This is a genomic window from Sphingomonas echinoides (genome assembly GCF_029623395.1).
Taxonomy (GTDB): Bacteria; Pseudomonadota; Alphaproteobacteria; order Sphingomonadales; family Sphingomonadaceae; genus Sphingomonas; species Sphingomonas echinoides_A.
This window is the reverse complement of record NZ_JAPYKK010000024.1, coordinates 1-25,123: the sequence shown is the minus strand read 5'-3', so window position 1 is coordinate 25,123 and position 25,123 is coordinate 1. Positions and strand designations below refer to the sequence as shown.

General features: G+C 65.8%; 32 protein-coding genes and 1 tRNA gene. 19 read left to right on the top strand and 14 right to left on the bottom strand.

The features are described 5' to 3' along the window. The 5 genes from pspC (at position 1) to QBJ92_RS13850 (ending at position 1,710) form a co-directional block, all read left to right on the top strand. Positions 1 to 378 (top strand): envelope stress response membrane protein PspC, encoded by a 378-nt coding sequence (gene pspC, locus QBJ92_RS13870; protein ID WP_277970295.1) that lies wholly within the window; start codon positions 1 to 3, stop codon positions 376 to 378. Positions 379 to 415: 37 nt separating this feature from the next. Then, complete coding sequence (locus QBJ92_RS13865; protein WP_277970294.1) at positions 416 to 706, top strand: hypothetical protein; 291 nt, start codon at positions 416 to 418, stop codon at positions 704 to 706. Between the two features lie 20 nt (positions 707 to 726). Then, on the top strand, positions 727 to 999 hold the full coding sequence (locus QBJ92_RS13860; protein ID WP_277970293.1) for a hypothetical protein: 273 nt from the start codon (positions 727 to 729) through the stop codon (positions 997 to 999). Between the two features lie 193 nt (positions 1,000 to 1,192). Next, positions 1,193 to 1,432 (top strand): hypothetical protein, encoded by a 240-nt coding sequence (locus tag QBJ92_RS13855; RefSeq protein WP_431358408.1) that lies wholly within the window; start codon positions 1,193 to 1,195, stop codon positions 1,430 to 1,432. A 35-nt stretch (positions 1,433 to 1,467) separates the two neighbouring features. Continuing rightward, positions 1,468 to 1,710 carry a hypothetical protein gene (locus tag QBJ92_RS13850; protein WP_277970291.1) on the top strand — a complete coding sequence of 81 codons (243 nt, stop codon included), beginning with the start codon at positions 1,468 to 1,470 and terminating at the stop codon, positions 1,708 to 1,710. Between the two features lie 77 nt (positions 1,711 to 1,787). Here the strand turns inward: QBJ92_RS13850 and QBJ92_RS13845 are convergent, their stop codons facing one another. The 4 genes from QBJ92_RS13845 to QBJ92_RS13830 form a co-directional block, all read right to left on the bottom strand. Next, the gene (locus QBJ92_RS13845; RefSeq protein ID WP_277970290.1) at positions 1,788 to 2,210 is read right to left on the bottom strand and encodes a DUF1810 domain-containing protein; all 423 of its coding nucleotides are present in this window, start codon (positions 2,208 to 2,210) and stop codon (positions 1,788 to 1,790) included. Between the two features lie 52 nt (positions 2,211 to 2,262). Beyond that, the gene (locus tag QBJ92_RS13840; protein ID WP_277970289.1) at positions 2,263 to 2,877 is read right to left on the bottom strand and encodes a hypothetical protein; all 615 of its coding nucleotides are present in this window, start codon (positions 2,875 to 2,877) and stop codon (positions 2,263 to 2,265) included. A 77-nt stretch (positions 2,878 to 2,954) separates the two neighbouring features. Further along, positions 2,955 to 3,039: transfer RNA gene (locus QBJ92_RS13835), tRNA-Leu, on the bottom strand. 68 nt (positions 3,040 to 3,107) lie between these two features. Continuing rightward, positions 3,108 to 4,613 (bottom strand): YifB family Mg chelatase-like AAA ATPase, encoded by a 1,506-nt coding sequence (locus QBJ92_RS13830; protein WP_277970331.1) that lies wholly within the window; start codon positions 4,611 to 4,613, stop codon positions 3,108 to 3,110. A gap of 43 nt (positions 4,614 to 4,656) precedes the next feature. Between QBJ92_RS13830 and QBJ92_RS13825 the strand changes: the two genes are divergently transcribed. The 7 genes from QBJ92_RS13825 to QBJ92_RS13795 all read left to right on the top strand — a co-directional run bounded on the left by QBJ92_RS13825 (position 4,657) and on the right by QBJ92_RS13795 (position 8,710). Next, complete coding sequence (locus QBJ92_RS13825) at positions 4,657 to 4,983, top strand: hypothetical protein (RefSeq protein WP_277970288.1); 327 nt, start codon at positions 4,657 to 4,659, stop codon at positions 4,981 to 4,983. A gap of 83 nt (positions 4,984 to 5,066) precedes the next feature. Next, the gene (gene rpmH / locus QBJ92_RS13820) at positions 5,067 to 5,201 is read left to right on the top strand and encodes a 50S ribosomal protein L34 (RefSeq protein ID WP_010162954.1); all 135 of its coding nucleotides are present in this window, start codon (positions 5,067 to 5,069) and stop codon (positions 5,199 to 5,201) included. 32 nt (positions 5,202 to 5,233) lie between these two features. Continuing rightward, on the top strand, positions 5,234 to 5,551 hold the full coding sequence (gene rnpA, locus QBJ92_RS13815; RefSeq protein WP_277970287.1) for a ribonuclease P protein component: 318 nt from the start codon (positions 5,234 to 5,236) through the stop codon (positions 5,549 to 5,551). 28 nt (positions 5,552 to 5,579) lie between these two features. Then, positions 5,580 to 5,813, top strand: a complete 234-nt coding sequence (yidD, locus tag QBJ92_RS13810; protein ID WP_277970286.1) for a membrane protein insertion efficiency factor YidD — start codon at positions 5,580 to 5,582, stop codon at positions 5,811 to 5,813. 37 nt (positions 5,814 to 5,850) lie between these two features. Further along, a complete protein-coding gene (yidC, locus tag QBJ92_RS13805; RefSeq protein WP_277970285.1) occupies positions 5,851 to 7,620 on the top strand; it encodes a membrane protein insertase YidC in 1,770 nt (589 codons plus the stop codon). Beyond that, on the top strand, positions 7,617 to 8,252 hold the full coding sequence (gene yihA, locus QBJ92_RS13800) for a ribosome biogenesis GTP-binding protein YihA/YsxC (protein WP_277970284.1): 636 nt from the start codon (positions 7,617 to 7,619) through the stop codon (positions 8,250 to 8,252). Before yidC ends, yihA begins: the two co-directional genes overlap by 4 nt. Before the next feature lie 56 nt (positions 8,253 to 8,308). Next, entirely contained in the window at positions 8,309 to 8,710 is a 402-nt protein-coding gene (locus QBJ92_RS13795; protein ID WP_277970283.1) for a hypothetical protein, read from the top strand. Between the two features lie 86 nt (positions 8,711 to 8,796). Here QBJ92_RS13795 and QBJ92_RS13790 read toward each other — a convergent pair whose 3' ends face one another. From QBJ92_RS13790 to QBJ92_RS13770, 5 genes are all read right to left on the bottom strand, one after another. Further along, positions 8,797 to 9,504, bottom strand: coding sequence for a PEPxxWA-CTERM sorting domain-containing protein (locus QBJ92_RS13790; RefSeq protein WP_277970282.1), 708 nt, complete (start codon positions 9,502 to 9,504; stop codon positions 8,797 to 8,799). A gap of 163 nt (positions 9,505 to 9,667) precedes the next feature. Beyond that, complete coding sequence (locus QBJ92_RS13785; protein WP_277970281.1) at positions 9,668 to 10,135, bottom strand: OsmC family protein; 468 nt, start codon at positions 10,133 to 10,135, stop codon at positions 9,668 to 9,670. 1 nt (position 10,136) lies between these two features. Next, positions 10,137 to 11,276, bottom strand: a complete 1,140-nt coding sequence (locus QBJ92_RS13780; RefSeq protein WP_277970280.1) for a glutathionylspermidine synthase family protein — start codon at positions 11,274 to 11,276, stop codon at positions 10,137 to 10,139. Further along, positions 11,276 to 11,659, bottom strand: a complete 384-nt coding sequence (locus QBJ92_RS13775) for a hypothetical protein (RefSeq protein ID WP_277970279.1) — start codon at positions 11,657 to 11,659, stop codon at positions 11,276 to 11,278. Before QBJ92_RS13775 ends, QBJ92_RS13780 begins: the two co-directional genes overlap by 1 nt. A gap of 97 nt (positions 11,660 to 11,756) precedes the next feature. Further along, positions 11,757 to 13,091 (bottom strand): chloride channel protein, encoded by a 1,335-nt coding sequence (locus tag QBJ92_RS13770; RefSeq protein WP_277970278.1) that lies wholly within the window; start codon positions 13,089 to 13,091, stop codon positions 11,757 to 11,759. A gap of 86 nt (positions 13,092 to 13,177) precedes the next feature. Here QBJ92_RS13770 and QBJ92_RS13765 point away from each other — a divergent pair, with 86 nt between their 5' ends. Further along, positions 13,178 to 13,846 carry a glutathione S-transferase family protein gene (locus QBJ92_RS13765; protein WP_277970277.1) on the top strand — a complete coding sequence of 223 codons (669 nt, stop codon included), beginning with the start codon at positions 13,178 to 13,180 and terminating at the stop codon, positions 13,844 to 13,846. Positions 13,847 to 13,963: 117 nt separating this feature from the next. Here QBJ92_RS13765 and QBJ92_RS13760 read toward each other — a convergent pair whose 3' ends face one another. Continuing rightward, positions 13,964 to 14,596, bottom strand: a complete 633-nt coding sequence (locus QBJ92_RS13760; RefSeq protein ID WP_277970276.1) for a PEPxxWA-CTERM sorting domain-containing protein — start codon at positions 14,594 to 14,596, stop codon at positions 13,964 to 13,966. 198 nt (positions 14,597 to 14,794) lie between these two features. On the opposite strand from QBJ92_RS13760, the gene dapE reads away from it, so the two are divergent. Then, positions 14,795 to 15,943: a succinyl-diaminopimelate desuccinylase gene (gene dapE, locus QBJ92_RS13755; RefSeq protein ID WP_277970275.1), complete on the top strand. Its 1,149-nt coding sequence runs from the start codon at positions 14,795 to 14,797 to the stop codon at positions 15,941 to 15,943. Between the two features lie 60 nt (positions 15,944 to 16,003). Here dapE and QBJ92_RS13750 read toward each other — a convergent pair whose 3' ends face one another. Continuing rightward, positions 16,004 to 17,230 carry a threonine synthase gene (locus QBJ92_RS13750; RefSeq protein ID WP_277970274.1) on the bottom strand — a complete coding sequence of 409 codons (1,227 nt, stop codon included), beginning with the start codon at positions 17,228 to 17,230 and terminating at the stop codon, positions 16,004 to 16,006. A gap of 320 nt (positions 17,231 to 17,550) precedes the next feature. Here QBJ92_RS13750 and QBJ92_RS13745 point away from each other — a divergent pair, with 320 nt between their 5' ends. After that, positions 17,551 to 18,717, top strand: coding sequence for a glycosyltransferase (locus QBJ92_RS13745; RefSeq protein WP_277970273.1), 1,167 nt, complete (start codon positions 17,551 to 17,553; stop codon positions 18,715 to 18,717). Positions 18,718 to 19,172: 455 nt separating this feature from the next. Continuing rightward, complete coding sequence (locus QBJ92_RS13740) at positions 19,173 to 20,339, top strand: glycosyltransferase family 4 protein (RefSeq protein ID WP_277970272.1); 1,167 nt, start codon at positions 19,173 to 19,175, stop codon at positions 20,337 to 20,339. A 48-nt stretch (positions 20,340 to 20,387) separates the two neighbouring features. On the opposite strand, the gene grpE is transcribed toward QBJ92_RS13740, so the two are convergent. Then, entirely contained in the window at positions 20,388 to 20,939 is a 552-nt protein-coding gene (gene grpE, locus QBJ92_RS13735; RefSeq protein WP_277970271.1) for a nucleotide exchange factor GrpE, read from the bottom strand. A gap of 20 nt (positions 20,940 to 20,959) precedes the next feature. Next, positions 20,960 to 22,003 (bottom strand): heat-inducible transcriptional repressor HrcA, encoded by a 1,044-nt coding sequence (gene hrcA / locus QBJ92_RS13730; RefSeq protein WP_277970270.1) that lies wholly within the window; start codon positions 22,001 to 22,003, stop codon positions 20,960 to 20,962. Positions 22,004 to 22,149: 146 nt separating this feature from the next. On the opposite strand from hrcA, the gene QBJ92_RS13725 reads away from it, so the two are divergent. Genes QBJ92_RS13725 through QBJ92_RS13715 form a run of 3 tightly spaced genes read left to right on the top strand, consistent with a single transcriptional unit; the run spans position 22,150 to position 24,727 of the window. Continuing rightward, a complete protein-coding gene (locus QBJ92_RS13725) occupies positions 22,150 to 22,731 on the top strand; it encodes an SRPBCC family protein (RefSeq protein WP_277970269.1) in 582 nt (193 codons plus the stop codon). Continuing rightward, positions 22,731 to 23,918: a zinc-dependent alcohol dehydrogenase gene (locus QBJ92_RS13720; RefSeq protein ID WP_277970268.1), complete on the top strand. Its 1,188-nt coding sequence runs from the start codon at positions 22,731 to 22,733 to the stop codon at positions 23,916 to 23,918. The genes QBJ92_RS13725 and QBJ92_RS13720 overlap by 1 nt, the downstream gene beginning before the upstream one ends. 23 nt (positions 23,919 to 23,941) lie before the next feature. Further along, on the top strand, positions 23,942 to 24,727 hold the full coding sequence (locus QBJ92_RS13715; RefSeq protein ID WP_277970267.1) for an SDR family NAD(P)-dependent oxidoreductase: 786 nt from the start codon (positions 23,942 to 23,944) through the stop codon (positions 24,725 to 24,727). Between the two features lie 98 nt (positions 24,728 to 24,825). On the opposite strand, the gene QBJ92_RS13710 is transcribed toward QBJ92_RS13715, so the two are convergent. Further along, the coding region (locus tag QBJ92_RS13710; protein ID WP_277970266.1) for an energy transducer TonB at positions 24,826 to 25,123 on the bottom strand (298 nt) is incomplete at its 5' end.

Genomic DNA, 25,123 nt, shown 5'->3' with positions numbered 1-25,123 from the left:
ATGTCCGCCAGCCGCACCAAATTCTACCTCGACAAACAGAACGCCAAATGGATGGGCGTCTGCTCGGGGATCGCCGAATATACCGGCATCGACGTGACCCTGGTCCGGGTCGGGGTCGCACTGCTGACCCTCGCCACCAGCGGGTGGGTGTTGATCGCCTATGTCATCATGGGCTGGGTTGCCGAGAAGAAACCCGTCGGTTTGTACGACAGCGCCGATGATGCGCGCTTCTGGCAAGGCGTCCGCTCCAACCCGACGCGCTCGACCGCCGAAGTCCGCAGCAAGTTCCGCGACATCGACCGTCGGCTCGCCGACATCGAGGTGATGTACACCAGCCGCAACAGCCGCCTGGCGGACGAGATCGACAGCCTGCGCTGAACACGGCGGGGTTTTCCAAAAAAAAGGGAGAATACCGATGTCTTGGGGTGGACCAGGCTTCGTCATTGCCATCATTGCCATGTCGACCCTCGGATGGGTGTTCACCACCTGGATCCGCGCACGGCACGGCTACCCGCTGGAGAACGAGTGGAGCGGCACCGCCAGCCGCACCGATCCCGACGCAGACCGCAAGCTGGTGCTGCTGATCGCGGAAAACGACAAGCTCCACGGCCAGGTCAGCCGGCTCGAGGAGCGCATCGCAGTCCTCGAACGGATCGCGACCGACCCCGCCGAACGCATCGCGCGCGACATCGACGCGCTGCGCTGAACCCCGGAAAGGACCCGAGCATGCCGCCCGATATCGTTTTTCTCATCCCGATCCTGGGGATCAGCGTTGGGATCATCGCGGTGACCGGAGGCGTCATCGTCCGCCCGTGGCTCGCTTACAAGGAGCGCAAGCTCGCGATCGAAGCCACGATGGTCGCCGAAAAGGCCGCCCAATATGCGGCCCAGACCGAACGGCTCGAACAGCGCGTCCGAGTGCTGGAACGCATCATTACCGACCGCGGCGTGGATCTCTCGCTGGAGATCGATCGACTGCGCGACACCCCGCTCAACTGACCCCCTACCCTTTCTTCCCCGAGGATATCATGATCATCTTTTTTGGAGTGCTCGCCGTCGTGACGGCGGGATGTTGCTGGGCGACCGAAAGCATCGACCGCCCCCGCCGCCGCGCCGCCCGCGCGGCACGCCAGGCCACCCAGGGCTGACCAGCCCGAACGCATAAAGGGAGAATGTCATGAACGGTGGACAAATGATGGTCGTGCTGATCGTGCTGGTCGCGGTCGTCGGCGGGATCATCAAGGCACGCTACAAGGCGGCCGACCGGATCGACCCACAGATGCCGCAGGACAGCGCGGACGCGCGGCAGCAGCGCGACGAAATCCGCGCGCTCAAGGAGCGGATCGCGGTGCTCGAACGGCTCGCGACCGAGAACAACGACAGCGGCGCCCGTCTCGATCGCGAGATCGAGAAACTGCGCGACCGCCCGTGACCATTCCCGTGACCATCTTCCCAGGAGCAGGGATCATGAACGACCCGATTGTCACCATGACGCTCGCATTGGCCGCGCTCGCCGGTCTGGCGATGCTGACCTTCGCAACGCTGACCGGCTGGCGCGGCTGGCTGTCGTACAAGCTGGAACAGCTTCACGCCGGCGGAAACGCCAACGCCGGCCCGGCGCTTCCCAACGCCAGCGCCCGGATCGAGATTGCGGACCTCAAGGAACGCATCCGCAAGCTGGAAGCAATCGCCGCCGGGGTGGATCTGTAAGCGCGCAGAACGTTGCGCTACCCCGTTACGCCCACGCGTGACGGGGTAGCCTGGCGCTTCACTCGGGAGCGGATCCCCTACCGCCGGCCGACAATCTCCAAGGTCCGAGCATCGCGCGCCCCGCCAAACCAGCGGTCCAGCGCAGCCCCCACCACCGCAGGCGCTCCCGCGACCTCGAACAGCGTCAGCGACGAGCGCAACTTGATCGCATCAATCCCGCCGAACACCTCCTCCGCGGTTCCGCTCGACAACCCTTGAAGCGCATCGACCCCGGCCAAATAGCGCGGGCCGAGCACCGGATCGGCCACATACGCCCGCGCCTCGTCCAGCGACGCAAGCGCGAAATGTCGCGCGGTTGGGCTGCTGCCAAGCCCGGCGATCTGCGGGAAGACGAACCACATCCAGTGGCTGCGTTTTTCGCCTGCCCGGATTTCGGCAAGCGCGGAGTCGATCACCCCCGTTTGCGCCGTGATGAATCGCTCCAGATCGTATCCCGTCATCATCGCATCCTCGTCCTTCCCCGATCAACGCGACGACAGGGCGAAGGGTTCGTCAGTCCTCATCCCCGCTTCGCGCCGCGCGCCAGCGCTTCAACGCCGCGGCATAGGCGGTATCTGCGCGATCGAGCGCCGCTTGCAGTTTCGCGCGCTCCGCCGCCTGCGTCCGCTCCAGGTCACGGCGCCGGCGATCGAGCGCGGCCTGTTCACGGGCAAGCGCACGATCGTCCTCCTCATGCCGACGCTTCGCCGTCTCGAGTTCCGCCTCGGCAGCTTCCAGCGCATCGGGCGAGGGACGCGGGGGTGGCGGCTTCGGTTTGGCTTTCGGTTTGGGCGGGGTTTTGCCCTTGCTGGACTTCGGCTTGCCCTTTGTAGGCACGGAACGCTCCGGTTCCTCCTCGTCGGCGTTCGCCGCGCGATCGGGCCGTTCCACCGCGGGCAGCGCCGCGATCTGCTCCGCCGTCGTCCCGCGCGAGCGCTTGATGACCTTCCCCGGCGACGCCAGCGGTTCCTCGGTCAACGCTGGATCGGTGACGATCTCCGCGATCCCGCGCGCGAACAGGTCGTGCGTGCTGCCCCATGCCTCCAGCGCGGCCTTCTTGGTCGGCGCCGCGACATAGGCGTCGTGGAACCCGATCGGGGTGCGAAAGACTTTCAGCGCACGGGGCATATCGGGAGGCTAGCGCCCTCGGCCGCGAGCGACAATGCGCTCAGCGGGGCGCTCGGCCGGGTACTCGACCGAAAAGGTGGTGCGGGCGGTCGGAATCGAACCGACACTCCTTGCGGAACCGGATTTTGAGTCCGGCGCGTCTACCAGTTCCACCACGCCCGCACGCAAGTCCCGCTAGCGCAAGCTTGGCGGCGCTGCAACACCCTGTTGCAACAGGATGACAGCTTCGTTCAATTCACCGGCTCGCGCCGCCGATAGCTCAGCGCCTCGGCAATGTGCAGCCGCGCGACCCCGTCCGCCCCCGCCAGGTCCGCGATCGTCCGCGCGGTCCGCAGCACGCGCGTATAGCCCCGCGCGGACAGCCGCATTGCCTCCGACGCCTGCGCCAGCAACGCGCGCCCGGCCGCATCCGGCGTCGCCACGCGGTCGAGCAGCGCGCCGTCCGCCTCGGCGTTGGTCCGCACGCCTTCCCCGGCATAGCGCTCGCGCTGGAGCATTCGCGCCGCCGCCACGCGTGCAGCGACCTGCGCGGACCCTTCGGCGGGCGGCGGCAATACCAGATCGGCGGCGCTCACCGCCTGTACTTCGACGTGCAGATCGATCCGGTCGAGCAAAGGGCCTGACACCTTCGCCTGATAATCCACCGCACAGCGCGGCGCGCGCGAACAGGCGCGCGCGGCGTCGCCCAGATGCCCGCACCGGCACGGGTTCATCGCGGCGATCAGCTGGACGCGCGCCGGAAAAGTGACATGCGCATTCGCCCGCGCGACGCTGACCACCCCGGTCTCGAGCGGTTGCCGCAGCGAGTCGAGCACCGCCCGCTGGAACTCGGGCAATTCGTCGAGAAACAGCACGCCGAGATGCGCGAGGCTCACCTCCCCCGGCTTGACCTTCAACCCGCCACCGACGAGCGCCGCCATCGAGGCGGAGTGATGCGGCGTGCGGAACGGTCGCGTCCGGGTCAATCGACCGCCCGCAAGCGTCCCTGCCACGCTCGCGACCATCGACACCTCCAGCGCCTCTGCCGCATCGAGCGGGGGAAGAATGCCCGGCAGGCAGGACGCCATCAGCGACTTTCCCGACCCCGGCGGCCCGACCATCAGCAGATTATGCCCCCCTGCCGCCGCGATCTCGAGCGCGCGCTTGGCGGTTTCCTGCCCCTTCACCTGCGCCAGATCCGCGCCGTGGACGATCGGCTCGGCTTCCCCCGCCGCGGGCGCCGCGAGCAGCCCATGCCCCTTGAAGTGATTGATCAGCGACAGAATATCCGGTGCGGCGAGCACGCCCTGCCCCGCCCAGGCCGCTTCCGCCCCCTGCGCGACCGGGCAGATCAGCCCCTTGCCCAGTTCGGAGGCATGGAGCGCCGCGAGCAGCACCCCCGGCGACGGCGCGATCCGCGCGTCAAGCCCGAGTTCGCCGACCACGACATAGTCGGCCAGATCTTCCGCATCGACGATCCCCATCGCCGCAAGCAGCGCCAGAGCGATCGGCAGATCGAAATGCGACCCTTCCTTGGGAAGATCCGCGGGCGAAAGGTTGACCACGATCCGCTTCGGCGGCAGCGCCAACCCCATCGAGGCGATTGCGCCGCGCACGCGCTCGCGGCTTTCGCCGACCGCCTTGTCGCCGAGGCCGACCAAGTTGAACGCGGGCAGCCCGGGAATGAGCTGCACCTGCACCTCGACCGCGCGCGCCTCCAGCCCCAGATATGCCACCGTCGACACGCTCGCGACCATTTCGTTCCCCCCCGGGCCTGCCAGCGGCTTAACGGTCCGCACGATGATGTCCACCGTCTTGCCAAGCCCGCCCGGCTTCCCACATGCTACGCTGATGCGCTCCACCCGCCACCCGATGCTTCGGCTGACCTTCTTCTCGACCGGAGTCGTGCTCGTCATCGCGTCGCCGGTCGTCGGTGCGATCCCCGGACCGGGCGGGATCTTCGTGTTCGCGGCAGGGCTTGCGCTGGTGCTGCAGAATTCGCTGTGGGCGAAGAAGCGCTTCGTCCACGTGAAACGGCGCTGGCCGAGGGTCGGGCATTATGCCGACATGGGTCTCCGCCGTCGCAGTGCGGCGCGTCGCCGTGCGCGTGATCGCGCAATTGACTAGGCCGCCCTTTTTGCCTAGGGGGACCGCTTACGAGGCCGTCCGCGTGGCGGCCCTTTTCTGTTTGCAGTCCTAGGGAATGAACGATGAAGCGGACCTTTCAGCCGAGCAATCTGGTGCGTGCACGTCGCCACGGGTTCCGCTCGCGCATGGCGACCCCGGGTGGCCGCAACGTGATTCGCGCTCGCCGCAACCGCGGCCGCAAGAAGCTGTCGGCGTAAACCGGGATACACGCGGCGCGACCATCCAGACGATGGCGCGCCGCGCCGATTTCCTCGCCGCCAATGCGGGGAAACGCGCGCCGATGCCGGGATTCGTCCTGTTGATGCGACGGCGCGACGATGGCTCCCCGGCGATGCGCATGGGGTTTACCGTCACCAAGAAAGTCGGCAATTCCGTCATCCGCAACCGGCTCAAGCGTCGGCTGCGTGCGCTTGCGCGTGAGCTGTTGCCTGTCTCTGGTGTCGCGGGCGCGGACCATGTGCTGATCGGTCGCAGCGGCGGAATCGAACGCGATTACGCGGCGATGCGCAGCGAACTCACCAAAGCGCTGGCGAAGGTGGTGCGGTGAGGGCTTCCCTTCCCGACGGCGTTTGCTGATGTGCGCGCCGCGCCCCACCCTCATGGCCCGCGCGCTGATCCTGGTCGCGCGCGGCTGGCAGGTTGGCCCGTCGGTGGTGCTTCCACCCAGCTGCCGCTATCAGCCAAGCTGTTCCAGCTATGCAATTACCGCGCTTCGCCGCTATGGCGCTCTGAAGGGCGGATGGCTGGCCGTGAAACGAATCGCGCGGTGTCATCCCTGGGGCGGGTACGGACCCGACCCGGTCCCATGATCGCCGAAACCCTGATCGACGAACGGATACGACTCGCGTGAAGCACGACAGCAAGAATTTCATCCTCTTCGCGCTTTTTGCCGCGATCATCCTGCTCGGCAGCAACTTCATCACCCAGAAGTTCTTCCCGGCGGCGAACCCGCCTGCGACCAAGATCGTCAAGGGGCAGTCAAAGGCGTTGCCGACCTCGGTCGATCCGGTCGCCGACGGCCCGCTCGCCGTGCGCGACCGCAATGCGGTCCTGCGCGAGACGGCCGGGCAGCGAATCCGGATCGAGACCCCCAAGCTCAACGGGTCGATCAACCTCAAGGGCGCGTACATCGATGACCTGACGCTGTCGCAGTACAAGGAAACGGTCGCGAAGAACTCGCCGCCGATCCGCCTGTTCTCGCCGCGCGGGACCAAGGATGCCTATTACGCCGGGTTCGGTTGGTCGGGCGACGGCGTCACCGTCCCCAACGGCGAGACTATGTACACCAGCTCGTCCAACGTGCTGCGCCCCGGCCAGCCGGTGACGCTGCGCTGGGCCAACGCGCAGGGCCAGCGCTTCGCGCTGACGATCGCGATCGACGATCGCTACATGTTCACCGTCCGCCAGGTTGCCGCCAACGGCGGCGCCGCCCCCGTCGCCTTGCGGGCCTTCTCGCTCGTCTCGCGCACCGGCGTCGGCACCGAGGCTGATACCTGGACCAACCACGTCGGCCCGATCGGCGTGTTCGACAAGGGCGCGACCTACGACATCACCTATGACAATCTGAAGGGCAAGGACGCCTCGTTCTTCGGCAAGATCTGGGGCAGCGGCGCCAAGCCCGGCGCGAACATGTTCGACGGCAATGGCGGCTGGGTCGGCTTCGGCGACAAATACTGGCTCGCCGCAGTCATCCCGGATGCGAATAGCCCGGTCCACGCCGGCTTCACCGCCGCCAAGGGCGACACGTTCCAGGGTGGCTTCACGCTCGCCCCGCGCGTCGTCGCGCCGGGCAAGGCGCTGGTCACCACCGCCAAGCTGTTCGCCGGTGCCAAGGAAACCAACACGCTCGATCGCTATGAGGATCGCCTCGGCGTCCGCCATTTCGGCAAGGCGATCGACTGGGGCTGGTTCGAGGTCGTCGAGAAGCCGATCTTCAAATATCTCGACTGGTTGTTCCGCATGATCGGCAACTTCGGCGTCGCGATCATCCTGCTCACCGTCACGATCCGCACGCTGATCTTCCCGATCGCGCAGCGCCAGTTCGCGTCGATGGCGGCGATGAAGGCGATCCAGCCGAAGGTGAAGTTGCTCCAGGAAAAGTATAAGGACGACAAGCCGCGCCAGCAGCAGGAGATGATGGCGCTGTACAAGACCGAGAAGGTCAACCCGCTCGCGGGCTGCGTCCCCACGCTGATCCAGATCCCGATCATGTACTCGCTGTACAAGGTGCTGCTGCTGACGATCGAAATGCGGCACCAGCCGTTCGTCGGGTGGATCCGCGATCTGTCCGCGCCCGACCCTGCGACGATCCTCAACCTGTTCGGGTACCTGCCGTACCATCTGCCGCCGTTCCTCGCGATCGGCATCGTGCCAGTGTTGCTCGGCGTGTCGATGTACTTCCAGTTCAAGCTCAACCCCGCGCCGATGGACGATGCCCAGAAGCAGGTGTTCGCGCTGATGCCGTGGGTGCTGATGTTCGTGATGGCGCCGTTCGCAGTCGGCCTGCAGGTCTACTGGATCACGTCGAACCTGTGGACCGTCGCGCAGCAGCGGATGCTGTACGCGCGCCATCCCGGCATGCGCGAGCCCGCTCCCACCAAGGTTGCCAAGACATGAGTTTCGAACCCGAAGCGATCGAGGCGGCGCGCAAGATTTTCTCGGGGCCGGTGGCATTCCTGAAGTCCGCGCCCGCGCTCGAATTCCTGCCCAATGCGGATGTCCCTGAAGTGGCGTTCGCGGGCCGGTCGAACGTCGGCAAGTCCTCGCTGCTCAACGCGCTGACCAACCGCAACTCGCTGGCGCGTACCTCGAACACGCCGGGGCGGACGCAGGAGCTCAACTTCTTCGACGTCGGCACCCCGCTGACGTTCCGGCTGGTCGACATGCCCGGCTACGGCTTCGCCAAGGCGCCCAAGGACATGGTCCGCAAGTGGCGCTTCCTGGTGAACGACTTCCTGCGCGGGCGCGACGTGTTGAAGCGCGCGCTGGTGCTGATCGATTCGCGCCACGGCATCAAGGACGTCGACCGCGAGATCCTCGAGATGCTCGACAAGGCGGCGGTCAGCTACCGCATGGTGCTGACCAAAGCGGACAAGATCAAGGCAAGCGACCTCGCCGAAGTGACCGAGGCGACCGCGGTCGAGGCGCGCAAGCGGCCGGCGGCGCATCCGGACATTCTGGTGACGTCGAGCGACACCGGCATGGGCATCCCCGAACTGCGCGCGGCGGTGATCGAAGCGATCAGCTGAGGACGCACGCCTACCCTGGATTAGACGTCCGCACCATCCTGCCCTATATCAACGATATGACCCGCAAGATGCTCACGCCGCTTCGCCCCTTCCTGCTGGCAACCGCGTGCATCGCGAGTGTCACCGGCGGGTCGAGCGGCGCCTTTGCGCAAAGCGTCGATCCGGCGCCCGTGGCCCCGGCTACCCCCACGCCGTCAACCGACACCATTCGCCTCAGCGATGCCGAGCGCGATGCGATCCTCAACAGCAATACCGTGGAGAGCGCGGCCATCGCGCGCGGCGAGCGCGAGGAGACCGGCAAACCGGGTCTGGGTATCCACGGCGAAGTCGGCGCGGCGATCGGAACGAACGGCTACCGCAGCGCTTACGGCGTCGCTGCGATCCCGCTCGGCGACAATGCCGGTGCGGTCGTTTCGTTCGAGAGCACGCAGTTCGGTGGATATCGCCAGCGCCGCTGAGGGCGCGAAACGCCTGGTGCAGTAACAGAAGAAAAGGCTGCCGGTGGTCCCACCGACAGCCTCCTCGCGTCATCACAGCAACGGGTTCAGACCGCGAAGGCCATCCGCGGCATGGTCTTGCGGCTACGACGCACCGCGAAACCGATACCGCCGAAGCCGAGCAGCATCATGCCCCACGTGGCCGGTTCAGGCACCGCCGCGACCGGCTGGAAGTTGGCGCGCTGCGCGACCGATCCGTCCTGGGTCGTGAACGTGCCGCCAAGGTTGTAGTTGGTCGCGTCGGTCCGGAAGATATAGGTCGCGCTGGTCTGACCGGCGGCTTCCAGGCCATTGTCGCCAAAGTCCGCACGGACGATCGCACCGCTACCGCTGCGCGAGGCGGTGGTCGTCGAACCGGGCGGCCCCTGCAAATTGGGGTTGTTCGCCGCCGTGAAGATCCCCGCACCATCAAAATTGGTACCGTCGACCAGCGCGTTGACCGAGAAGTCAAGGAAACCGGCGGTGGTCAGGTTGAAGACTTCGTCTCCCCGTACGATCGAATCGATCGCAACCTGATAATAGAAGTCCAGCGTCCCCAGCGTGTTCCGGTACACCGCACTCCGCAGCGAACCGGTATAGGTGGTCGCGCCAGTGGTGCCGGAGGTGATCGACTCCAACAGCGTCCCGCGCGTCGAGGCATCGAACGCGGAGAAACTGATGCCGGACTGCCCCGGCATGAGAATGGTCGCGCTTGCTGGTGCCGCCGCAGCGACCCCGATGGCTGCAGCGACTGCTAAAAATCCGATACGCTTCATAACAACTCCCGAAACGAAGGTTGGTGCTGCCGCAGACGCGGCGTTCACCAGGGAACCTTCATCGCCCTGGCCGGGAAGGAACGTTAATGTCCGGTAAATATACGCGGCACGACATAAAGTTTTGTCACTTGCGTTGTCCCGGAACGAAACATGCGCAGCGGGATCACGCCTCCTGGTACGTCGCCACATGCTCGACGGGAAACGCCACGGATCGCGCAATGAAGCAATGCGCCCCGACGTGCGCGTGGATCGCATCTGCCGCCGCAACGTCGCTTCCCGGTGCCAGCGTGATCCGCGGACGCAGCACCGCGCGCACGAACCGTCCGGTCCCGTCGGGCGCGCTCTCCCCGACGCCAAGCGGATCGTCGGTATAGTCCGTCACCACGATCCCCGCCGCACTCGCCAGATGCAGGAACCACAGCATGTGGCACGCCGCCAGACTCGCCAGCAGCAAGTCCTCGGGATTGGGAAGCGCCGGGTCGCCCCCCAGCCGCGGATCGTTCGAACACGCCACTGCCGTCCCGCCGGGCGTCACCAGGTCCCACGTCCGGTCATAACCGCGATAGCGCTTCGTCCCCTCCCCGCGGTTCCCAGTCCAGGCGATCCGCGCGGTGAAATCGTGGCCTGCCATGCTATCCCTCGATGATGTGCGGCACGAAGCGGGCGGTGTTGCCGGTGATCGGCCCGTCTTCGCGAATCCCCATGCCGGCGGGTGCGCCATCGACCATCCACGCGCCGATCACCGGGCGACGGTCGCCGCTTCCGGGCAAATCGTAGAGCGCCTGATACACGAACCCCTCGCCACCATAATCGCCCCCGCTCTCGGCCTGCGTCACGCCGCCCTTGACCAGCGTGACGTTCGCGCCCTCGCGCGCCAGCAGCGGCTTGCGGACATGATCGCCCGACAGCGGTGTTCGCCGCGCCTCGAGCAGATTGGGGTGCCCCGGAAACAGCTCCCACAACACCGCGAGGATCGCCTTGTTGCTCCACAGCATCTTCCAGATCGGCTCGATCCACAGCGTGCTGCCAAGGCTCTCGACCAGATCCTTGCCGAACGGTTCGTTCACCAGCCATTCCCACGGATACAGATGGAAGACCGCATCGATCGGGGCATTGTCGAGATCGACGAACCGCCGCCCCGCGCTGTCCCAGCCGAGATCCTGCATCTCGATCAGCCGGGTATCGATCCCCGCCGCCCGCGCGGTATCGGCGAGATACGCGGTGGTGACGCTGTCCTCGCCCGCGCTATCGGCGACATGCGCCAGATAGAGCGCGCTGCTCCCCGGCGGCGGCGCGATGTCGCGCCACTTGGCGACGAGCGCTTCGTGGAGGCCGTTATACTGGTCGGCTTTGGGGAAGACCGCTTCCTTCCAGTCCCACTGGATCACCGCCGCTTCAACCAATGACGTCGGCGTGTCACAGTTGAATTCGAACAATTTGGGCGGCCCCGCACCGTCATAGCCAAGATCGAACCGCCCGAAATTGAGCGCGGGCGGCTCGGCATTCCACGAATCGTGGATCGCATCATGACAGAAAGCTGGAATGCCGAACTCGCCGAGCAATTCGCGGTCGAGCACATGCTGCCCAGCGGCGACGAACATCTCGTACAGGTCGGCGCTTGCCTGTTCGATCGTCGCGATCTGCGCAGGCGTGAAGCTGTAGCAGGCGCTCTCGTCCCAATAGGGTTTGCCGTCGGCGGTGTGCCAGACGAGCCCAAGCGCTTCTACCTGCGCCTGCCAGTCGGCGCGCGGCGTGGAGTCGATCCGGCGCATCAGGCACCGACCCGGCCAAAGCCGCTGCGCGCACTTGCGCCGAAGCCGCCGCGCGTGACAGTCGCCGCCGAGGCGCGCGAGTAATTCACGCCTGCGCGCGGCGACAGGAAACCGCCCGACACGCGCTGCCCCATCCCCGGCACGACGCTGCCGCGGGAAAGATAATACCAGGTCGCAGCCCCAAGGATCGCCCCGTTCATGCCCCCTCCGCCATGGCCGCGCGCGCAATTGGCGTCGGCGACCCGCGCGCCCTTGTCGTCGCGACACACGGCGACATCCGACTTCGCGACATCGGTCGAGGGACCGCACGCGCTCGCCAGCAAAGCGGTCGCCACCGCGCTGGTGATCGGCAGAAATTTGGGATCGAACGTACGTTTGGTCATCGAAAAACTCCCCGGGTGGGGGAAGCATAAGGCACGCGGGGCGGCGGGAACAGGGAAACCGAAGCCCGCGCCGATCGACCGCCGGATGCGCGGCGCGTCAGTCCTTCTTGCCCTCGACCAGTGCGAGGAACGGCTTGGCGAGGCCATGATACAATCGCTCGCGACACACCACCGTGCTTGCGGCGTCGGCGATCAGCGCGGTCGCGAACAGCGGGAGGATCATTCCGCGCGCAGCCGTCGCCTCCATCACGATGATCACCGCGGTCAGCGGGGCACGCACAACCCCGACGAAATACGCCGTCATCCCGAGCAGCACCACCGCCCCGGCGGGTTCAGCACTGAAGATGCCCGTCAGCAGGTTCCCCAGCCCCGCCCCCACCGCCAGCGACGGCGCGAAGATCCCGCCAGGCGCGCCGCTCAGCGTCGTCGCCAGTGCGGCGAGGAATTTGGCGGGACCGAACCATTGCGACTGCCCGGTGCCCTCGACCAGCGCGCGAGTCGCGCCATAGCCCGTCCCCCAGGTGCTCCCGCCGGTCGCGATGCCCAGCACCGCCACGACCAGACCGCACCCGAGCGCAAGCAGCAGCGGCCGCGACCGCGCAACCACCACGGGTCGCCACTGCGACGCCGCGAACCCCAGCACCAGACGCGCAAAGGCGCCCCCGGCGGCACCTCCCAGCACCCCCGCGACCGGCGCCAGCGTCAGCACCGCGCTCACCCCGAGCGTCGCATGCATCGCGCCGAAATAGACGTAGTCGCCCGAGATCCCGAGGCTGGTGAGACCCGCGATCATCACCGCCCCCATCACCAGCACCGCGACACGCTGTTCATACGCGGCGGCGAGTTCCTCGATCGCGAAGGCGACCCCTGCAAGCGGCGTATTGAACGCCGCCGCCACGCCCGCTGCGCCGCCGGCGATCAGCACGCCCGCAGTAATGGGGACGCGGAAATAGCGGTGAATCTTGACCATGATCGCCGCGCTGACCTGCACGGTCGGCCCCTCGCGCCCGACCGACGCGCCGCCGAGCAGCATCACCACGGTCAGCACCAGCTTCGCGCCCGCCGTCCAAAGCGAGACGAGCGCCGCCGCCGCACGGGACTCGGGCGCGCGGCTTGCCGCGATCACCTGGGGAATGCCGGAGCCACGCGCATGCGGCGCGAACCGCCGCGTGATCCACACCACCAGCACGAACACCGCCGGCGTCAGCGCGAGCGGCGCATAAGGCCAGCGCACGACGAACGCCGCGAACGTCGCCTGCGCGCGGTCGCTCACCCCCGCAAACGCCAGTGCGGCAAGCCCGAGTAACACCGCGCCGATCCCCGTCGCCAGCCGCCGCCGCAGCCGCCCGAGATGCTCCCCCGCCTGCCGCGACCCGCGCCGCCGCCAGAGAATGGAGATCAGCCGGACGAGATGGGGGGTGTTGCGACTCATGCCGCGCGTCATGCGGGATCGGCCGTGGGGATACCACCCGGGATTGCGCCGTTGCACGGGATCGGGCGCTCGCTTAGGCAGGGGCCATGAAACTGATCATCGGCAACAAGGCCTATTCGTCCTGGTCCATGCGCGGCTGGCTCGCGTGCAAGCAGTCCGGGCTGCTGTTCGAAGAGGCGGTCGTCCCGCTCTACGACGCCGAATGGGACAAGCGCCGCGAAGGCGACGAATTCGCGCCGTCCTCGGGCAAGGTGCCGATCCTGTGGGACGGCGACGCGGTGGTGTGGGACAGCCTTGCGATCGTCGAATATCTCGCCGAGAAGACCAGCCGCGATCTGTTCTGGCCGGCGGACGACGCCGCGCGCGCGATGGCGCGGTCGATGGCGGCGGAAATGCATTCGAGCTTCACCGCGCTGCGCCGCAAGCACAGCATGAACGTCCGCCAGATCTTTGCACCGACGGAGCCCGACGCCGACGTGCTCGCGGATCTCGGGCGGATCATGGAATTGTGGGCGCAGGCACGCGCGCGCTTCGGCGGTGACGGCGATTTCCTGTTCGGTGCGTTCGGCGCGGCGGACATCATGTATGCGCCGGTCGTCACGCGGATCGTCACCTACAGCCTGCCGATCGCGCGCTTCGCTGCTGGCTATATGGATGCGGTGCTCCACCACCCGTTCGTCCAGGACTGGATCGCGCAGGCGCAGGAAGAGGAATGGGTCCTCGAACAGTTCGAGCAGCCCGCCACCACCGCCTGACGGTTGCTCCCGAAGCGGGATCACCTCCACTCGATCCGGTCGTTTCGACAAGACGATGAAAAGGCCGCCGGTCCAAAGGGACCGACGGCCTTTTCAGATTGCGCGTCGCGCGAGAAATCAGGCGTGCGCGACCGTTGCCGACGTGCTCCGGCGCGAGCGCAGGCCGAGGCCGATCATCCCGAAGCCGGCGAGCATCATCGCCCAGGTGGTGGGCTCAGGCACGGCGCTCTGGACCGCGGTGAACGAGAACTGGCCGGCATAGTCACGCCCGTCGCCGCCCTTCACTGCGACGTTGCCGCTGACGTTGTCGGCGCGCGAGCGATCCCAGCCGAAGCCGGTGAAGGTGTAGGTGGTGCCGCCAACCGTGGTCGACGTTGCGTTGAGGACGTCATCGACCAACGGATCGTACACGCCCGAGATCGTCGCGCCGTCCGCGAAGTTCAGCGTCATCGTGTAGCGCGGGTCCGACGCACCCTTGACACCGATCGGCCAGCCGTCGCCGTTGATGGTGAAGCTGTTGAGGCCGGCTTCGGTCGGGTCGTTGATCGCCTGGCCCTGCGGGTTCATCACGTTGCCGAGCGGCTGCTGCAGGAAGACCGTGTAATAGCCGGTCGCGCTGGTGGTGTTCCAGACGGTCGACCCATTCGATCCGGTGACGGCCGCGCTGACGAGGTTGGCAGCGGCGTTCGCGCCGGTCGAAACGAGGGCAAGGGCGGTGGCTGCAGCGGCGAACAGGATGGTCTTGGTCATGGGCTTAACTCTCTGTTTACAAGGCTTCGTTGCCCTGAAACATCGCAAGCCGCGTGCCAGTTGAGCATTTCGGCGGCACACGATCGTTAACGGCTCCCGCGGCTGTAAACGCGAGTGACAGGGCGTGCGGAAAAGGCGTCGGCGTCACCGACGGTCAGCGGGATTGAAAGCGATCCGCACTTGGGCGATGGCCTACGGATGGATCAGCCCGCCCCCTCGCCCCTCCCTTCCTCCGACGTCATCGCGCTGGCGACCGCGTTGCTCGCTTGCCCCAGCGTCACGCCCGCGCGCGGTGCAGTGTTCGACGTGCTGGAAGCCGCACTTCGCCCGCTCGGCTTCGTGGTCGACCGGTTCGTCACTGGAGACGCGCCCGACGGCCCGGTCGAGAACCTGCTCGCAACCCGCGCCGGAAGCGGACGGCATCTCGCCTTTGCGGGCCACCTCGACGTCGTCCCGCCCGGTGACGGCTGGACCGACGGTGCCTTCACCCCCACGACGCGCGGCGGATTGCTGTACGGGCGGGGCGCGGTCGACATGAAGGGCGCGATCGCCGCCTTCGTCGCGGCGATCCCGACCAAGCCGGGGGCGCCGCTCACGCTGATCATCACCGGCGACGAGGAAGGCCCCGCCACTTACGGCACACGCGCGCTGATCGACCGGATGCGCGCGACCGGGGTCGCGCCCGATCTTTGCCTCGTTGGAGAGCCGACCTCGGCGCATAGGCTCGGCGACACGATCAAGATCGGGCGGCGCGGGTCGGTCAATCTGTGGATCACCGTCGCGGGCAAGCAAGGCCATGTCGCCTACCCCCACCTCGCCGACAACCCGATCCCGCGGCTGATCGCGATGCTCGCCGAAATCGAGGCGATCGTGCTGGACGAAGGCAATCGCTGGTTCCAGCCGTCCAACATCGAGGTGACCGATATCACCGTCGGCAATCCCGCGACCAACGTCATCCCCGCACGCGCCGAAGCGCGGCTGAGCATCCGCTTCAACGACGAACAGACCGGCGCCGCGCTGGCCGAGCGGATCTCCGCACTGGTCGCTCGCCATGACGCCGCGGCGACCGTCACAGCGCGGATCTCGGGCGAAGCGTTCCTCACCGAACCCGGACCGCTGTCCGCGCTGGTCGCCGCGGCGATCGAGCGGCACACCGGGATCGTGGCCGAGCTGTCGACCACCGGCGGCACGTCCGACGCACGCTTCCTGTCGCAGCTGTGCCCGACGGTCGAATTCGGCTTGCTCAACGCAACGATGCACAAGCTCGACGAGGCAGTAGCGCTGGACGATCTAACCGCGCTGACCGCAATCTACGCAGACATCATCGCGAAGGTAGCGGAAGCCTGACCCAGCCACCCCGGGCTCGTCCCGCTATCCAGCGAAACGAGCCGAGGTGACGAACGCGCGTTACAGCGCGTCGAAATCGATCGGCGCGAACCGATCGATCGCCGCGTCGGCGGGCGGCATCGGATATTTGAGCCCGGTCGCGCAGTTAAACAGGACGACGCGTTCGTCCTCGTCGACCTCTCCCGTTCGCAGCGCCTCGCGATACGCCGCCAGCGTCGCGCCGCCCTCGGGACACAGCAGCAACCCATCCTTCTTCGCGCAATCCTCGACTGCCTTGAGGATCGCAGGATCGCCGACGCCGAGCGCCTTGCCGCCGCTCTCGCGCACCGCGCGCAGGATCAGGAAATCGCCGACCGCTTTCGGAACGCGAATCCCCGCCGCGACCGTTGCCGCATCCTCCCAGCGCTCGGCGTGCTCAAGGCCAGCCTCGAACGCGCGGACGATCGGCGCGCAGCCGCTCGCCTGCACCGCGTACATGCGCGGGCGCTCGGACCCGATCCAGCCGAGTTTCTCGAGCTCGTCGAACGCCTTCCACATACCGATCAGCCCGGTCCCGCCGCCGGTCGGGTAGAAGATCGCATCGGGCAGTTTCCAGCCGAATTGCGCGGCGAGTTCCAGCCCCATCGTCTTCTTGCCCTCGATCCGATACGGCTCCTTGAGCGTCGAAAAGTCGAACCAGCGCCCTTCCGCCGCGCCCTTGCCGACGATCGCACCGCAATCGTCGATGAGCCCGTTGACGCGATACACCCGCGCGCCCTGCACCGCGATTTCGCGGACGTTGATCTCGGGCGTATCCTCGGGACAGAAGACGATCGTCTCGATCCCGCAGCGCGTCGCATACGCGGCGAGCGCCGCCCCGGCATTGCCGTTGGTCGGCATCGCGATGCGCGTCACGCCGAGTTCCTTCGCCATCGCCACCGCCATCACCAGCCCCCGCGCCTTGAACGATCCGGTCGGGAGCCGCCCCTCGTCCTTGACCAGGACGTTCGGGCTGCCCGCGCTCTTCGGGATCGGGATGAGCGGGGTTTCGATCTCACCGAGACTGACGATGTTCTCGGTGCGGCGCACCGGCAGCAATTCCCGCCAGCGCCACAAGTCGGTCGGCCGCGCCGTGATGTCGTCACGCGAAATGACCGCCTTCACCGCCTCCAGATCATAGCGGACCAGTAACGGGCGACCCGCGCTGGACAGGCCATGCAGCATGTCGGCCTGATAGACTTCCCCGGTCAGCGAACATTCCAGATGCGTTACGAATGTCGGGCGATCTTGCGTTGTGTTGTTAACCATTTGGCAACCATAATTCGGTTGCAAAGGCGGTAATGGCATGATTTAGCTTTCCCAGTATGCGTAAAGTATGACGGTCACCGTCGTGTGATGACGGATGAGCTTGGGTATCTGTCGGTGATCGCAGACGAAAATTCTTCCGTATTGGCGGGAGTCGGTCCGTCGCACGTCTTTCACCTCTTCGTGCTGCGTCGGCCGCGAACTTCAGCTTCTTTCTGGAATACCATGGTATTTTTTCAAGCGAAACATGCCTTTGTTCCGACCCGTTTGCTCTCGTCGCAATTTGCGGACGTGCAGCCGCTGCACTTTGAGAGGAAACAGCAATGATCGCGACGCTCCTGGACGAAGCAGTCTGCAAAACAGCTTTGTACCATCCGACGTCTGCGCGTCTGATGCAGCCGCTGGTTTCCTATCGCCTGTCACGCCCGTTTGACGAAGACTGCGCCGAAAAGTGCTTGCTGCTGTATCAAAATGATCGCCTGGCCGAACCGCAATTTTCGCCCTTCGTCCGCGAAGTCCGCTCCTTCCGCAAGGAAGGCGTCAGCATTCGCGCCTTGCCGACGGAGCAGGCCGACGGGAACCCGTTGGTCGAGGCAGCCGGGACGATCCTGTATCAACCGAGTTTCGACGAATATTTCGCGCTCAACGTCGATCGGGTGAAGCGTCTGCGCGAGCGCAATCCCACAGCCACCATTATCTTCTGCGACTGGTTCGCGCCCTGTGACATTCGTTTCTCGCAAAAGGTCGATCCGTTCGTCGACGGCTATGCCAAGAAATCGCTGATGCATGAAAGGCGCGACTATCTGAAAGCCCTGGACGGCCATACGAACCTGATGGCCTATTACTCGCAGCTGCTGCAGGTTGAAACAGACCCGGCATCGCCAGAGGACGTCCGGTCGACCTGGATCAATCCGCCGACGATCCTGCCGAAGCTGCTGCTGACCCCAGCCTTCTCCACGAGCAGCCAGCTGTATCGCCTGTTCTCGGGAGAGCAGCGGCGGGTGTCCGTCCGCGACATCGATGTCCATGCCCGGATCCAGACGAAGGGCACCGGTTGGTATGGCAGCATGCGCAAACACGCCTCCAACGCCATTTCCGCAGTGCCGGGAATTACCAGCGCCACGAACGGCATGGTCAAGAAAAGCCAGTTCATGGCGGAATTGTCGCGGTCGCGGTTGTGCTTTAGCCCGTTCGGCTATGGCGAGCTGTGCTGGCGCGATTTCGAGGCCTATGCCGTCGGCGCGGTGTTGCTCAAACCCGACATGTCGCACCTCGACGTCATGGGAGACGTCTTCCGGCCGTGGGAAACCTATATCCCCGTGAAATGGGATCTGAGCGATCTCGACGCGGTCATCAAGGAAGCGCTCAGCGACACCGCAAGGCTCGAAGCGATTGCGGACAACGCCTATCGCAGCATCCAGGACACTCTCGGGTTCGACGCCACACGGGCGTATCTGACGTCGCTCCGCGCCAAACAGGCGGTTCAATAGCGGTTCCGCACACGTCTGTGTGCCGGCATCCGGAGTGCGCCGCCACGGGCGCGCGGATGGCGATCGACATGGTCGTTAACGCCTGATTTCCGACACTTTCCCGATCACTCCGCCGAAAGGCGGTGATCCGATGCCGCGCGGTGTGCGACCTGCCCTCATCAGGGCGGGCTCGCGCACGCTCCAAAAACTAATACCTCCTTAACAAATTTTTAATGTAAATTGAGGGCGGTTGCACTCGATGTGAATCGTCTTGGAAATGTTGTCCCTAGCGGGCCATCTTTCCTGACGAGGGTCAAAGTATTCGATTACCTTACGGACTTCATTCGCTTTGTAACCCGTACGCCCTGTCTTCTTTCAATCGACTTCGATTGTGGCGCCGGCAATCTTGTTCATGCGTAAACATTCTATCCTGCGCTGGATCGGCCGCACGCACGGCCGCATCCTGGAGAACCTTGGTGCAATCCCAAACCCTCGTTGTGACCCCAAGTGTGCCCATGGCGCAGGTTGGCAACAGGACTTTTCTCGATATCAAGGCGGTAGAAGGCCTGAAACAGTATGCAGCGCTGTGGCCGGGCCGCGTGCGCTGCCTGATGCGGCAAGGCGATCGCACCCAGATCGCGTTCGGGGATTTCTATGATCCGGCGGATCTTCCGTTCGACCTCATGTCGATCGGCGACCATCTGCAGGACAGTCCCGGCGCTTTCGACGATGCCGCCGTGGTGCTGGCGGCGGGTGACAGTCATCTCGATCTTGCGATGCCGTATGTGACCACCGCCCCCACGGTGTTCGTGATCGAATATACGCTGGACACCCGCCTGCGGATCCTTCGGCTCGACCACGGTCTGTCGATCCAGACCGCCAAGTCGAGCGCATGGCTCCTCCTGCGCGAACGTGATCGCCGCCGCGCCTTCTCGAAAGCGGCTGGCCTGCAAGCCAATGGAACCCCGGCGTTCGACAGCTATCATGCGCTGACGAATGCGCCGATGCGCTACTTCGACACGCGGATGCCGCGCGCGCAGCACGTCACCGCCGCCGAAGTCGAGGCGAAAGTCGTGCAGGTCCTCGCCGGACGACCGTTGCGGCTCGCCTATTCGGGCCGGCTCGCCAAGATGAAGGGCGCGGATCACCTCGTGCCGATCGCTGCGGCGCTCTCGCGCAGTGGCACACCCTTCACCCTCGACATCTACGGGGACGGACCGTTGCGCGGGGAAATCGCGGCATCGGTCGACCGGGCCGGACTTCAGGACAGCGTCCGTGTCCATGGCCCCGTGCCGTTCGACGCGATGCTCGTCCCCAGAATGAAGGAATCGGTCGACCTGTTCGTCTGTTGCCACCGGCAAGGCGACCCGTCGTGTACCTATATCGAGACGATGAGCTGCGGCGTGCCGATCGTGGGATATGACAATGCCGCGTTCAAGGGGATTACGGCGCTGGGGAACGTCGGCCTGTCCGTCCCGACCGATCACATCGTCGCGCTGGCGACCGCGATCACGAAGCTCTCGAACGACCGGGCACAGCTTGCCGACATGATCCGCGCCGCGGCCCGGGTAAGCCGCGACCACAGCTTCGAGGGCGTCTTTCGGCAGCGGATCGATCACTTGCGGACGATCGCGCAGGTGTGATCCGCGGTGCCGCCGCGACGCCCCCGAGGGCGTCGCGGCGGTTCGCTCTTACTGCGCCTTGGCGACCCCGACGAGCGCGGGACGCAGCAACCGGTCCTTGATCATATAGCCCGACTGCATTTCCTGCACGACCGTCCCCGCCGGTTCGTCGCTCGGCAGCTCGAACATCGCCTGGTGGAAGTTCGGATCGAGCTTCTCGCCGATCGTCGTCATCTTCTTGATGCCGTGCCGCTGGAACACCGCTTCCAATTCGCGACCGGTGGCCTCGAGCCCGGCGACGAGCCCCTTCATCTTCTCGTCCTCGCGCAGATCCGCCGGGATCGCATCGAGACCGCGTGCAAGATTATCCGCCACCGACAGCAGATCGCGCGCAAACGCGGTCGACGCATAGGCCCGCGCGTCGGCGGTTTCCTTCTCCGCGCGGCGTCGGATGTTCTGCGCCTCGGCATGCGCATACAGCACCGCCTGTTTCGATTCCGCGAGCTCCGCCTCGAGCTTCTCGAAGCGTGCGTCGACGGCATCATGCTCGGCGACCTCGGGAGCGGCTGCGGCGGTTTCCTCGCGCAGATCCTGTGCCTGGTTCGTGTCGTTATCGCTCATGTCGTCCAAAAATCCCGTGTTCAACCCATCAATCGCGCGAGTGTCGCGGCGGTATAATCCACCATGGGCACGACGCGCGCATAGTTCAACCGCGTCGGCCCAATCACCCCCACGACTCCCACCACGCGACCGTCCAATCCGCGAAACGGTTTGGCGATGACCGAGGACCCGCTGAGCGCGAACAGCTTGGTTTCCGCGCCAATGAAGATCCGCGTCGCATCGCCCGCCGCGGCATTGTCGAGCAACCGCGCGATGTCCTGCTTGCCCTCCAGATCGTCGAGCAGATCCCGCACCCGTTCCAGATCGGCCGCGGCGGCGTCGTCGATCAGCCGCGCCTGCCCGCGCACGATCAGGACCGGGCGCCGGTCGCCGTCCTCGCTCCACACCGCCAGCCCGCGTTCGATCAGCGCGCGCGCTGCCCCGTCGAGTTCGGCACGTTCGTCCATCATCTCGCGCTCGATCCGCGCGCGCGCCTCGGCGATCGTCAGTCCGCCGAGCATGGCGCTCATGTAATTCCCCGCCTCGACCAGCGCCGACACCGGGAGCCCGGGCGGCAAGTCGATCACGCGGTTCTCGACCGATCCGTCGGCGCCGACCAGCACCGCGAGCGCGCGTTCCGCCGACAGCGGGACGAAACTCATCTGCCGCAGGACCAGCTCGCGCTTGGCGACCATCACCATCCCGGCACAGGCCGAAAGCCCGGACAGCGCCGCCGTGGTCGCGGCGATCGCTTCCTCGACCGGGCCGGTCTGCGTCAGCCGCGCGGCGATCGCGGCCTGTTCCTCGGCGGACGGTTCGAGCGCCTGCATCATGCCATCGACGAACAGCCGCAAGCCGATCTCGGTCGGCATTCGCCCCGCGCTGGTGTGCGGCGCCGCGAGCAGCCCCAGTTCTTCCAGATCCTGCATGACGTTGCGGATCGACGCGGGCGACAGGTTGAGCCCCGACAAATGCGCGATCGCGCGCGACCCGATCGGCGCCCCGGTGTTGAGATAGCTCTCCACCACGACTCGAAAGATGTCGCGCGCACGGTCATTGAGTTCGGCGACGGGAGCAGGGTTCATCCGTCATATATGGGGCGCATCGTCGCAACGCTCAACCGTTACGACCTTCCGACGATCACCCCGCCCCTAATCGAGGTTAACAAGGTTGTCAGGAACCGCCGGGGGGCGTCCACGCGTTGAACGGACTGCACCTCCAGGAGAGCATGATGCCCGACGTCACCACCGACGACGCACCCCTTTCCGCGTCCAAACACCCGTCCGCCGCGATCGATGTGGCGACCGACACTCTGCTCGAGAAGCGCGGCGATTCCATCGTCGGGCGATCGGTGACGATCAACCGTCCCCGCGCCGAACTGTTCGCCTATTTCCGCGATTTCGCCAACCTGCCGACCTTCATGGAGAATGTCGTGCGGATCGACGTGCTCGATTCCAAACGGTCGCATTGGGTCGTCAAGGCGCCCGCCGGAAAGACGGTCGAATGGGACTCGGTCGTCACCGACGAGGCGGACGGGTCGTACATCGCCTGGGCGTCCGAACCCGGCGCGGATATCAACAACAGTGGCCGCATCGAATTCCGCGACGCAGGCGCGCGCGGCACCGTCGTCACCGCCACCTTGTTGTACGATCCGCCCGCGGGCGTGGTCGGCAAGCTGATCGCCAAGCTATTCCAGCGCGAGCCCGCCATTCAGGCACGCCGCGACCTGCGCCGGTTCAAGCAATTGATGGAAACCGGCGAAATCGCCACCGCCGCGCAAACGCGCCAGCAATTCGAAGAGGAACTCGCCTGATGCGCGCACTGACCTGGCATGGACGCCACGACGTCCGCGTCGACACCGTCGACGACCCCGAGATCATCAACCCGCGCGACGCGATCATCAAGATCACCGCGACCGCGATCTGCGGGTCGGATCTGCATCTGTACGACGGGTACATCCCGACGATGCAGTCGGGCGACATTCTCGGCCATGAATTCATGGGCGAAGTCGTCGAAATCGGTCCGAAATCGACGCTCAAGAAGGGCCAGAAGGTCGTCGTCCCGTTCACCATCGCGTGCGGCAGCTGCTATCATTGCGGCAAGCACCAATATTCGGCGTGCGACAACGGCCTCCCCGCCGACAATCAGGATATCGCGCAGACGCTGTACGGCCAGCCGATGTCCGGACTGTTCGGCTATAGCCACATGACCGGCGGCTATGCCGGTGGTCAGGCCGAATATGTCCGCGTCCCGTTCAGCGACGTCGGCCCGATCGTCATCCCCGAGGGGATCGACGACGAGAAGGTGCTGTTCCTGTCGGACATCCTGCCGACCGGCTGGATGGCGGCGGAAAATGCGGACATCGAACCCGGTGACACCGTCGCCGTCTGGGGCTGCGGCCCGGTCGGGCTGTTCGCGGTGCAGTCGGCGTTCCTGATGGGCGCCGAGCGTGTCATCGCGATCGACCATTTCCCGCGCCGCCTCGAACTCGCCAAGAAGTTCGGCGCGGAGACGATCAACTTCGAGGATTCAGGCGTTTACGACGCGCTGTTGGAGATGACTGGCGGGATCGGCCCGGATGCCGTGATCGACAGCGTCGGCCTGGAAGCCCACGGTTTCTTTGTCGACAACGTGATCGACCAGATCAAGAAGTCGACCTTCCTCGGCACCGACCGCACTCACGCGATCCGTCAGGCGATCTACGCCTGCCGCAAGGGGGGCCGTGTCTCGATGCCCGCGGTGTACGGCGGGTTCGTCGACAAATTCCCGCTCGGCGCGTTCATGGAAAAGGGCCTGACGCTCAAAACCGGCCAGACGCATGTCCAGCATTATCTGCCCGGCCTGCTGGCCGCGATCCTCGAAGAGAAGATCGACACGACCTTCCTCATCTCGCACCGCCTGTCGCTGGAAGAGGCCCCGCAGGGCTACAAGATGTTCCACGACAATCAGAATGAAGTGACCAAGGTCGTCCTCAAGCCCGGCCTCGCGCCCACGCTCTGACCCGTATTCCAGGAGACATCATCATGGCCAACAAACTTGCCCTCGTTACCGGCGCGTCGACCGGGATCGGGTTCGAACTCGCCACGCTCGCCGCCAAGCAGGGCTACGACCTGATCGTCGTCGCGAACGAAGCGCTGATCGACGCCGCCGCCGCGGACTTCAAGCAATTTGGCACCGACGTCCAGTCGGTCAACGCCGACCTGTCCTCGATCGACGGCGTCGACCAGTTGCTCGATGCGACCGGCGGACGCCAGATCGACTTGCTGTTCGCCAATGCCGGGATCGGCACGGGCGGCGCGTTCCTCGATCAGGACGTCGCCATGTGGCGCCGCTCGGTCGACACCAACATCACCGGCACGATCTACCTCGTCCAGCGCGTGCTCAAGGACATGGTCGCGCGCGATGACGGCAAGATCCTCGTGACGGGATCGATCGCGGGCTACATTCCCGGCGCGTTCAACGCGGTCTACAACGGCACCAAGGCGTTCGTCGACAATTTCACCGAGGCGCTGCGTAACGAGATCAAGGACTCGAAGGGCGTGACGCTGACCACGCTGATGCCCGGACCCGTCGATACCGAATTCTTCGACCGCGCGGGCATGGGAGACACCAGCGTCGGGCAGGACGACAACAAGAGCGATCCGCTCGACGTCGCGAAGGACGGCTGGGACGCGCTGTTCGCGGGCAAGGGGCACATCGTCTCGGGCCTCAAGAACAAGCTGCAGGTCGCGGCAACGGGCGTCATCCCGCCGTCGATCCTAGCCGAACAGCATCGCAAGATGGCGGAGCCGGGTAGCGGCGAGCAGTAAGCGATCGTCGCGCCGTTAAAGGCAACCCGGTCAGAAACGCGAACACCCCGGGACGCTGTTCCGGGGTGTCGCTGTATAAGGGCCGGACATGCGGCCCGCTATTCGTCATCCTCATACCGCCCACGTTCGATCGTCCAGACTTGCTCGCCGGTGACCGTGTCCGGAACCGCCTGCCCAGCGGCATTGCGCGTCGGGCGGTAGCGCAGTTTCTCGATGATCAGCGCGCACGTCGCCGCATCCAACCGGGGATTGCGGCTCGACCGCGTGATCCGGCACGCCGTGACCCGCCCCTTCGCACTGACATCGAACGCCATCCCGACGATCCCGGACACGTGCGCCGCATACATGTCGCGCGGCAAATCGGCATAGCGTAGCTCACCGCGGATCAGTTCGAGT

Coding starts and splice junctions, on each gene's coding strand:
- pspC (WP_277970295.1), top strand. CDS start 1: ATGTCCGCCAGCCGCACCAAATTCTACCTCGACAAACAGAACGCCAAA.
- QBJ92_RS13865 (WP_277970294.1), top strand. CDS start 416: ATGTCTTGGGGTGGACCAGGCTTCGTCATTGCCATCATTGCCATGTCG.
- QBJ92_RS13860 (WP_277970293.1), top strand. CDS start 727: ATGCCGCCCGATATCGTTTTTCTCATCCCGATCCTGGGGATCAGCGTT.
- QBJ92_RS13855 (WP_431358408.1), top strand. CDS start 1,193: ATGATGGTCGTGCTGATCGTGCTGGTCGCGGTCGTCGGCGGGATCATC.
- QBJ92_RS13850 (WP_277970291.1), top strand. CDS start 1,468: ATGAACGACCCGATTGTCACCATGACGCTCGCATTGGCCGCGCTCGCC.
- QBJ92_RS13845 (WP_277970290.1), bottom strand. CDS start 2,210: ATGACGGGATACGATCTGGAGCGATTCATCACGGCGCAAACGGGGGTG.
- QBJ92_RS13840 (WP_277970289.1), bottom strand. CDS start 2,877: ATGCCCCGTGCGCTGAAAGTCTTTCGCACCCCGATCGGGTTCCACGAC.
- QBJ92_RS13830 (WP_277970331.1), bottom strand. CDS start 4,613: ATGGTCGCGAGCGTGTCGACGGTGGCATATCTGGGGCTGGAGGCGCGC.
- QBJ92_RS13825 (WP_277970288.1), top strand. CDS start 4,657: ATGATGTCCACCGTCTTGCCAAGCCCGCCCGGCTTCCCACATGCTACG.
- rpmH (WP_010162954.1), top strand. CDS start 5,067: ATGAAGCGGACCTTTCAGCCGAGCAATCTGGTGCGTGCACGTCGCCAC.
- rnpA (WP_277970287.1), top strand. CDS start 5,234: ATGGCGCGCCGCGCCGATTTCCTCGCCGCCAATGCGGGGAAACGCGCG.
- yidD (WP_277970286.1), top strand. CDS start 5,580: ATGTGCGCGCCGCGCCCCACCCTCATGGCCCGCGCGCTGATCCTGGTC.
- yihA (WP_277970284.1), top strand. CDS start 7,617: ATGAGTTTCGAACCCGAAGCGATCGAGGCGGCGCGCAAGATTTTCTCG.
- QBJ92_RS13795 (WP_277970283.1), top strand. CDS start 8,309: ATGACCCGCAAGATGCTCACGCCGCTTCGCCCCTTCCTGCTGGCAACC.
- QBJ92_RS13790 (WP_277970282.1), bottom strand. CDS start 9,504: ATGAAGCGTATCGGATTTTTAGCAGTCGCTGCAGCCATCGGGGTCGCT.
- QBJ92_RS13785 (WP_277970281.1), bottom strand. CDS start 10,135: ATGGCAGGCCACGATTTCACCGCGCGGATCGCCTGGACTGGGAACCGC.
- QBJ92_RS13780 (WP_277970280.1), bottom strand. CDS start 11,276: ATGCGCCGGATCGACTCCACGCCGCGCGCCGACTGGCAGGCGCAGGTA.
- QBJ92_RS13775 (WP_277970279.1), bottom strand. CDS start 11,659: ATGACCAAACGTACGTTCGATCCCAAATTTCTGCCGATCACCAGCGCG.
- QBJ92_RS13770 (WP_277970278.1), bottom strand. CDS start 13,091: ATGAGTCGCAACACCCCCCATCTCGTCCGGCTGATCTCCATTCTCTGG.
- QBJ92_RS13765 (WP_277970277.1), top strand. CDS start 13,178: ATGAAACTGATCATCGGCAACAAGGCCTATTCGTCCTGGTCCATGCGC.
- QBJ92_RS13760 (WP_277970276.1), bottom strand. CDS start 14,596: ATGACCAAGACCATCCTGTTCGCCGCTGCAGCCACCGCCCTTGCCCTC.
- dapE (WP_277970275.1), top strand. CDS start 14,795: ATGGATCAGCCCGCCCCCTCGCCCCTCCCTTCCTCCGACGTCATCGCG.
- QBJ92_RS13750 (WP_277970274.1), bottom strand. CDS start 17,230: ATGGTTAACAACACAACGCAAGATCGCCCGACATTCGTAACGCATCTG.
- QBJ92_RS13745 (WP_277970273.1), top strand. CDS start 17,551: ATGATCGCGACGCTCCTGGACGAAGCAGTCTGCAAAACAGCTTTGTAC.
- grpE (WP_277970271.1), bottom strand. CDS start 20,939: ATGAGCGATAACGACACGAACCAGGCACAGGATCTGCGCGAGGAAACC.
- hrcA (WP_277970270.1), bottom strand. CDS start 22,003: ATGAACCCTGCTCCCGTCGCCGAACTCAATGACCGTGCGCGCGACATC.
- QBJ92_RS13725 (WP_277970269.1), top strand. CDS start 22,150: ATGCCCGACGTCACCACCGACGACGCACCCCTTTCCGCGTCCAAACAC.
- QBJ92_RS13720 (WP_277970268.1), top strand. CDS start 22,731: ATGCGCGCACTGACCTGGCATGGACGCCACGACGTCCGCGTCGACACC.
- QBJ92_RS13715 (WP_277970267.1), top strand. CDS start 23,942: ATGGCCAACAAACTTGCCCTCGTTACCGGCGCGTCGACCGGGATCGGG.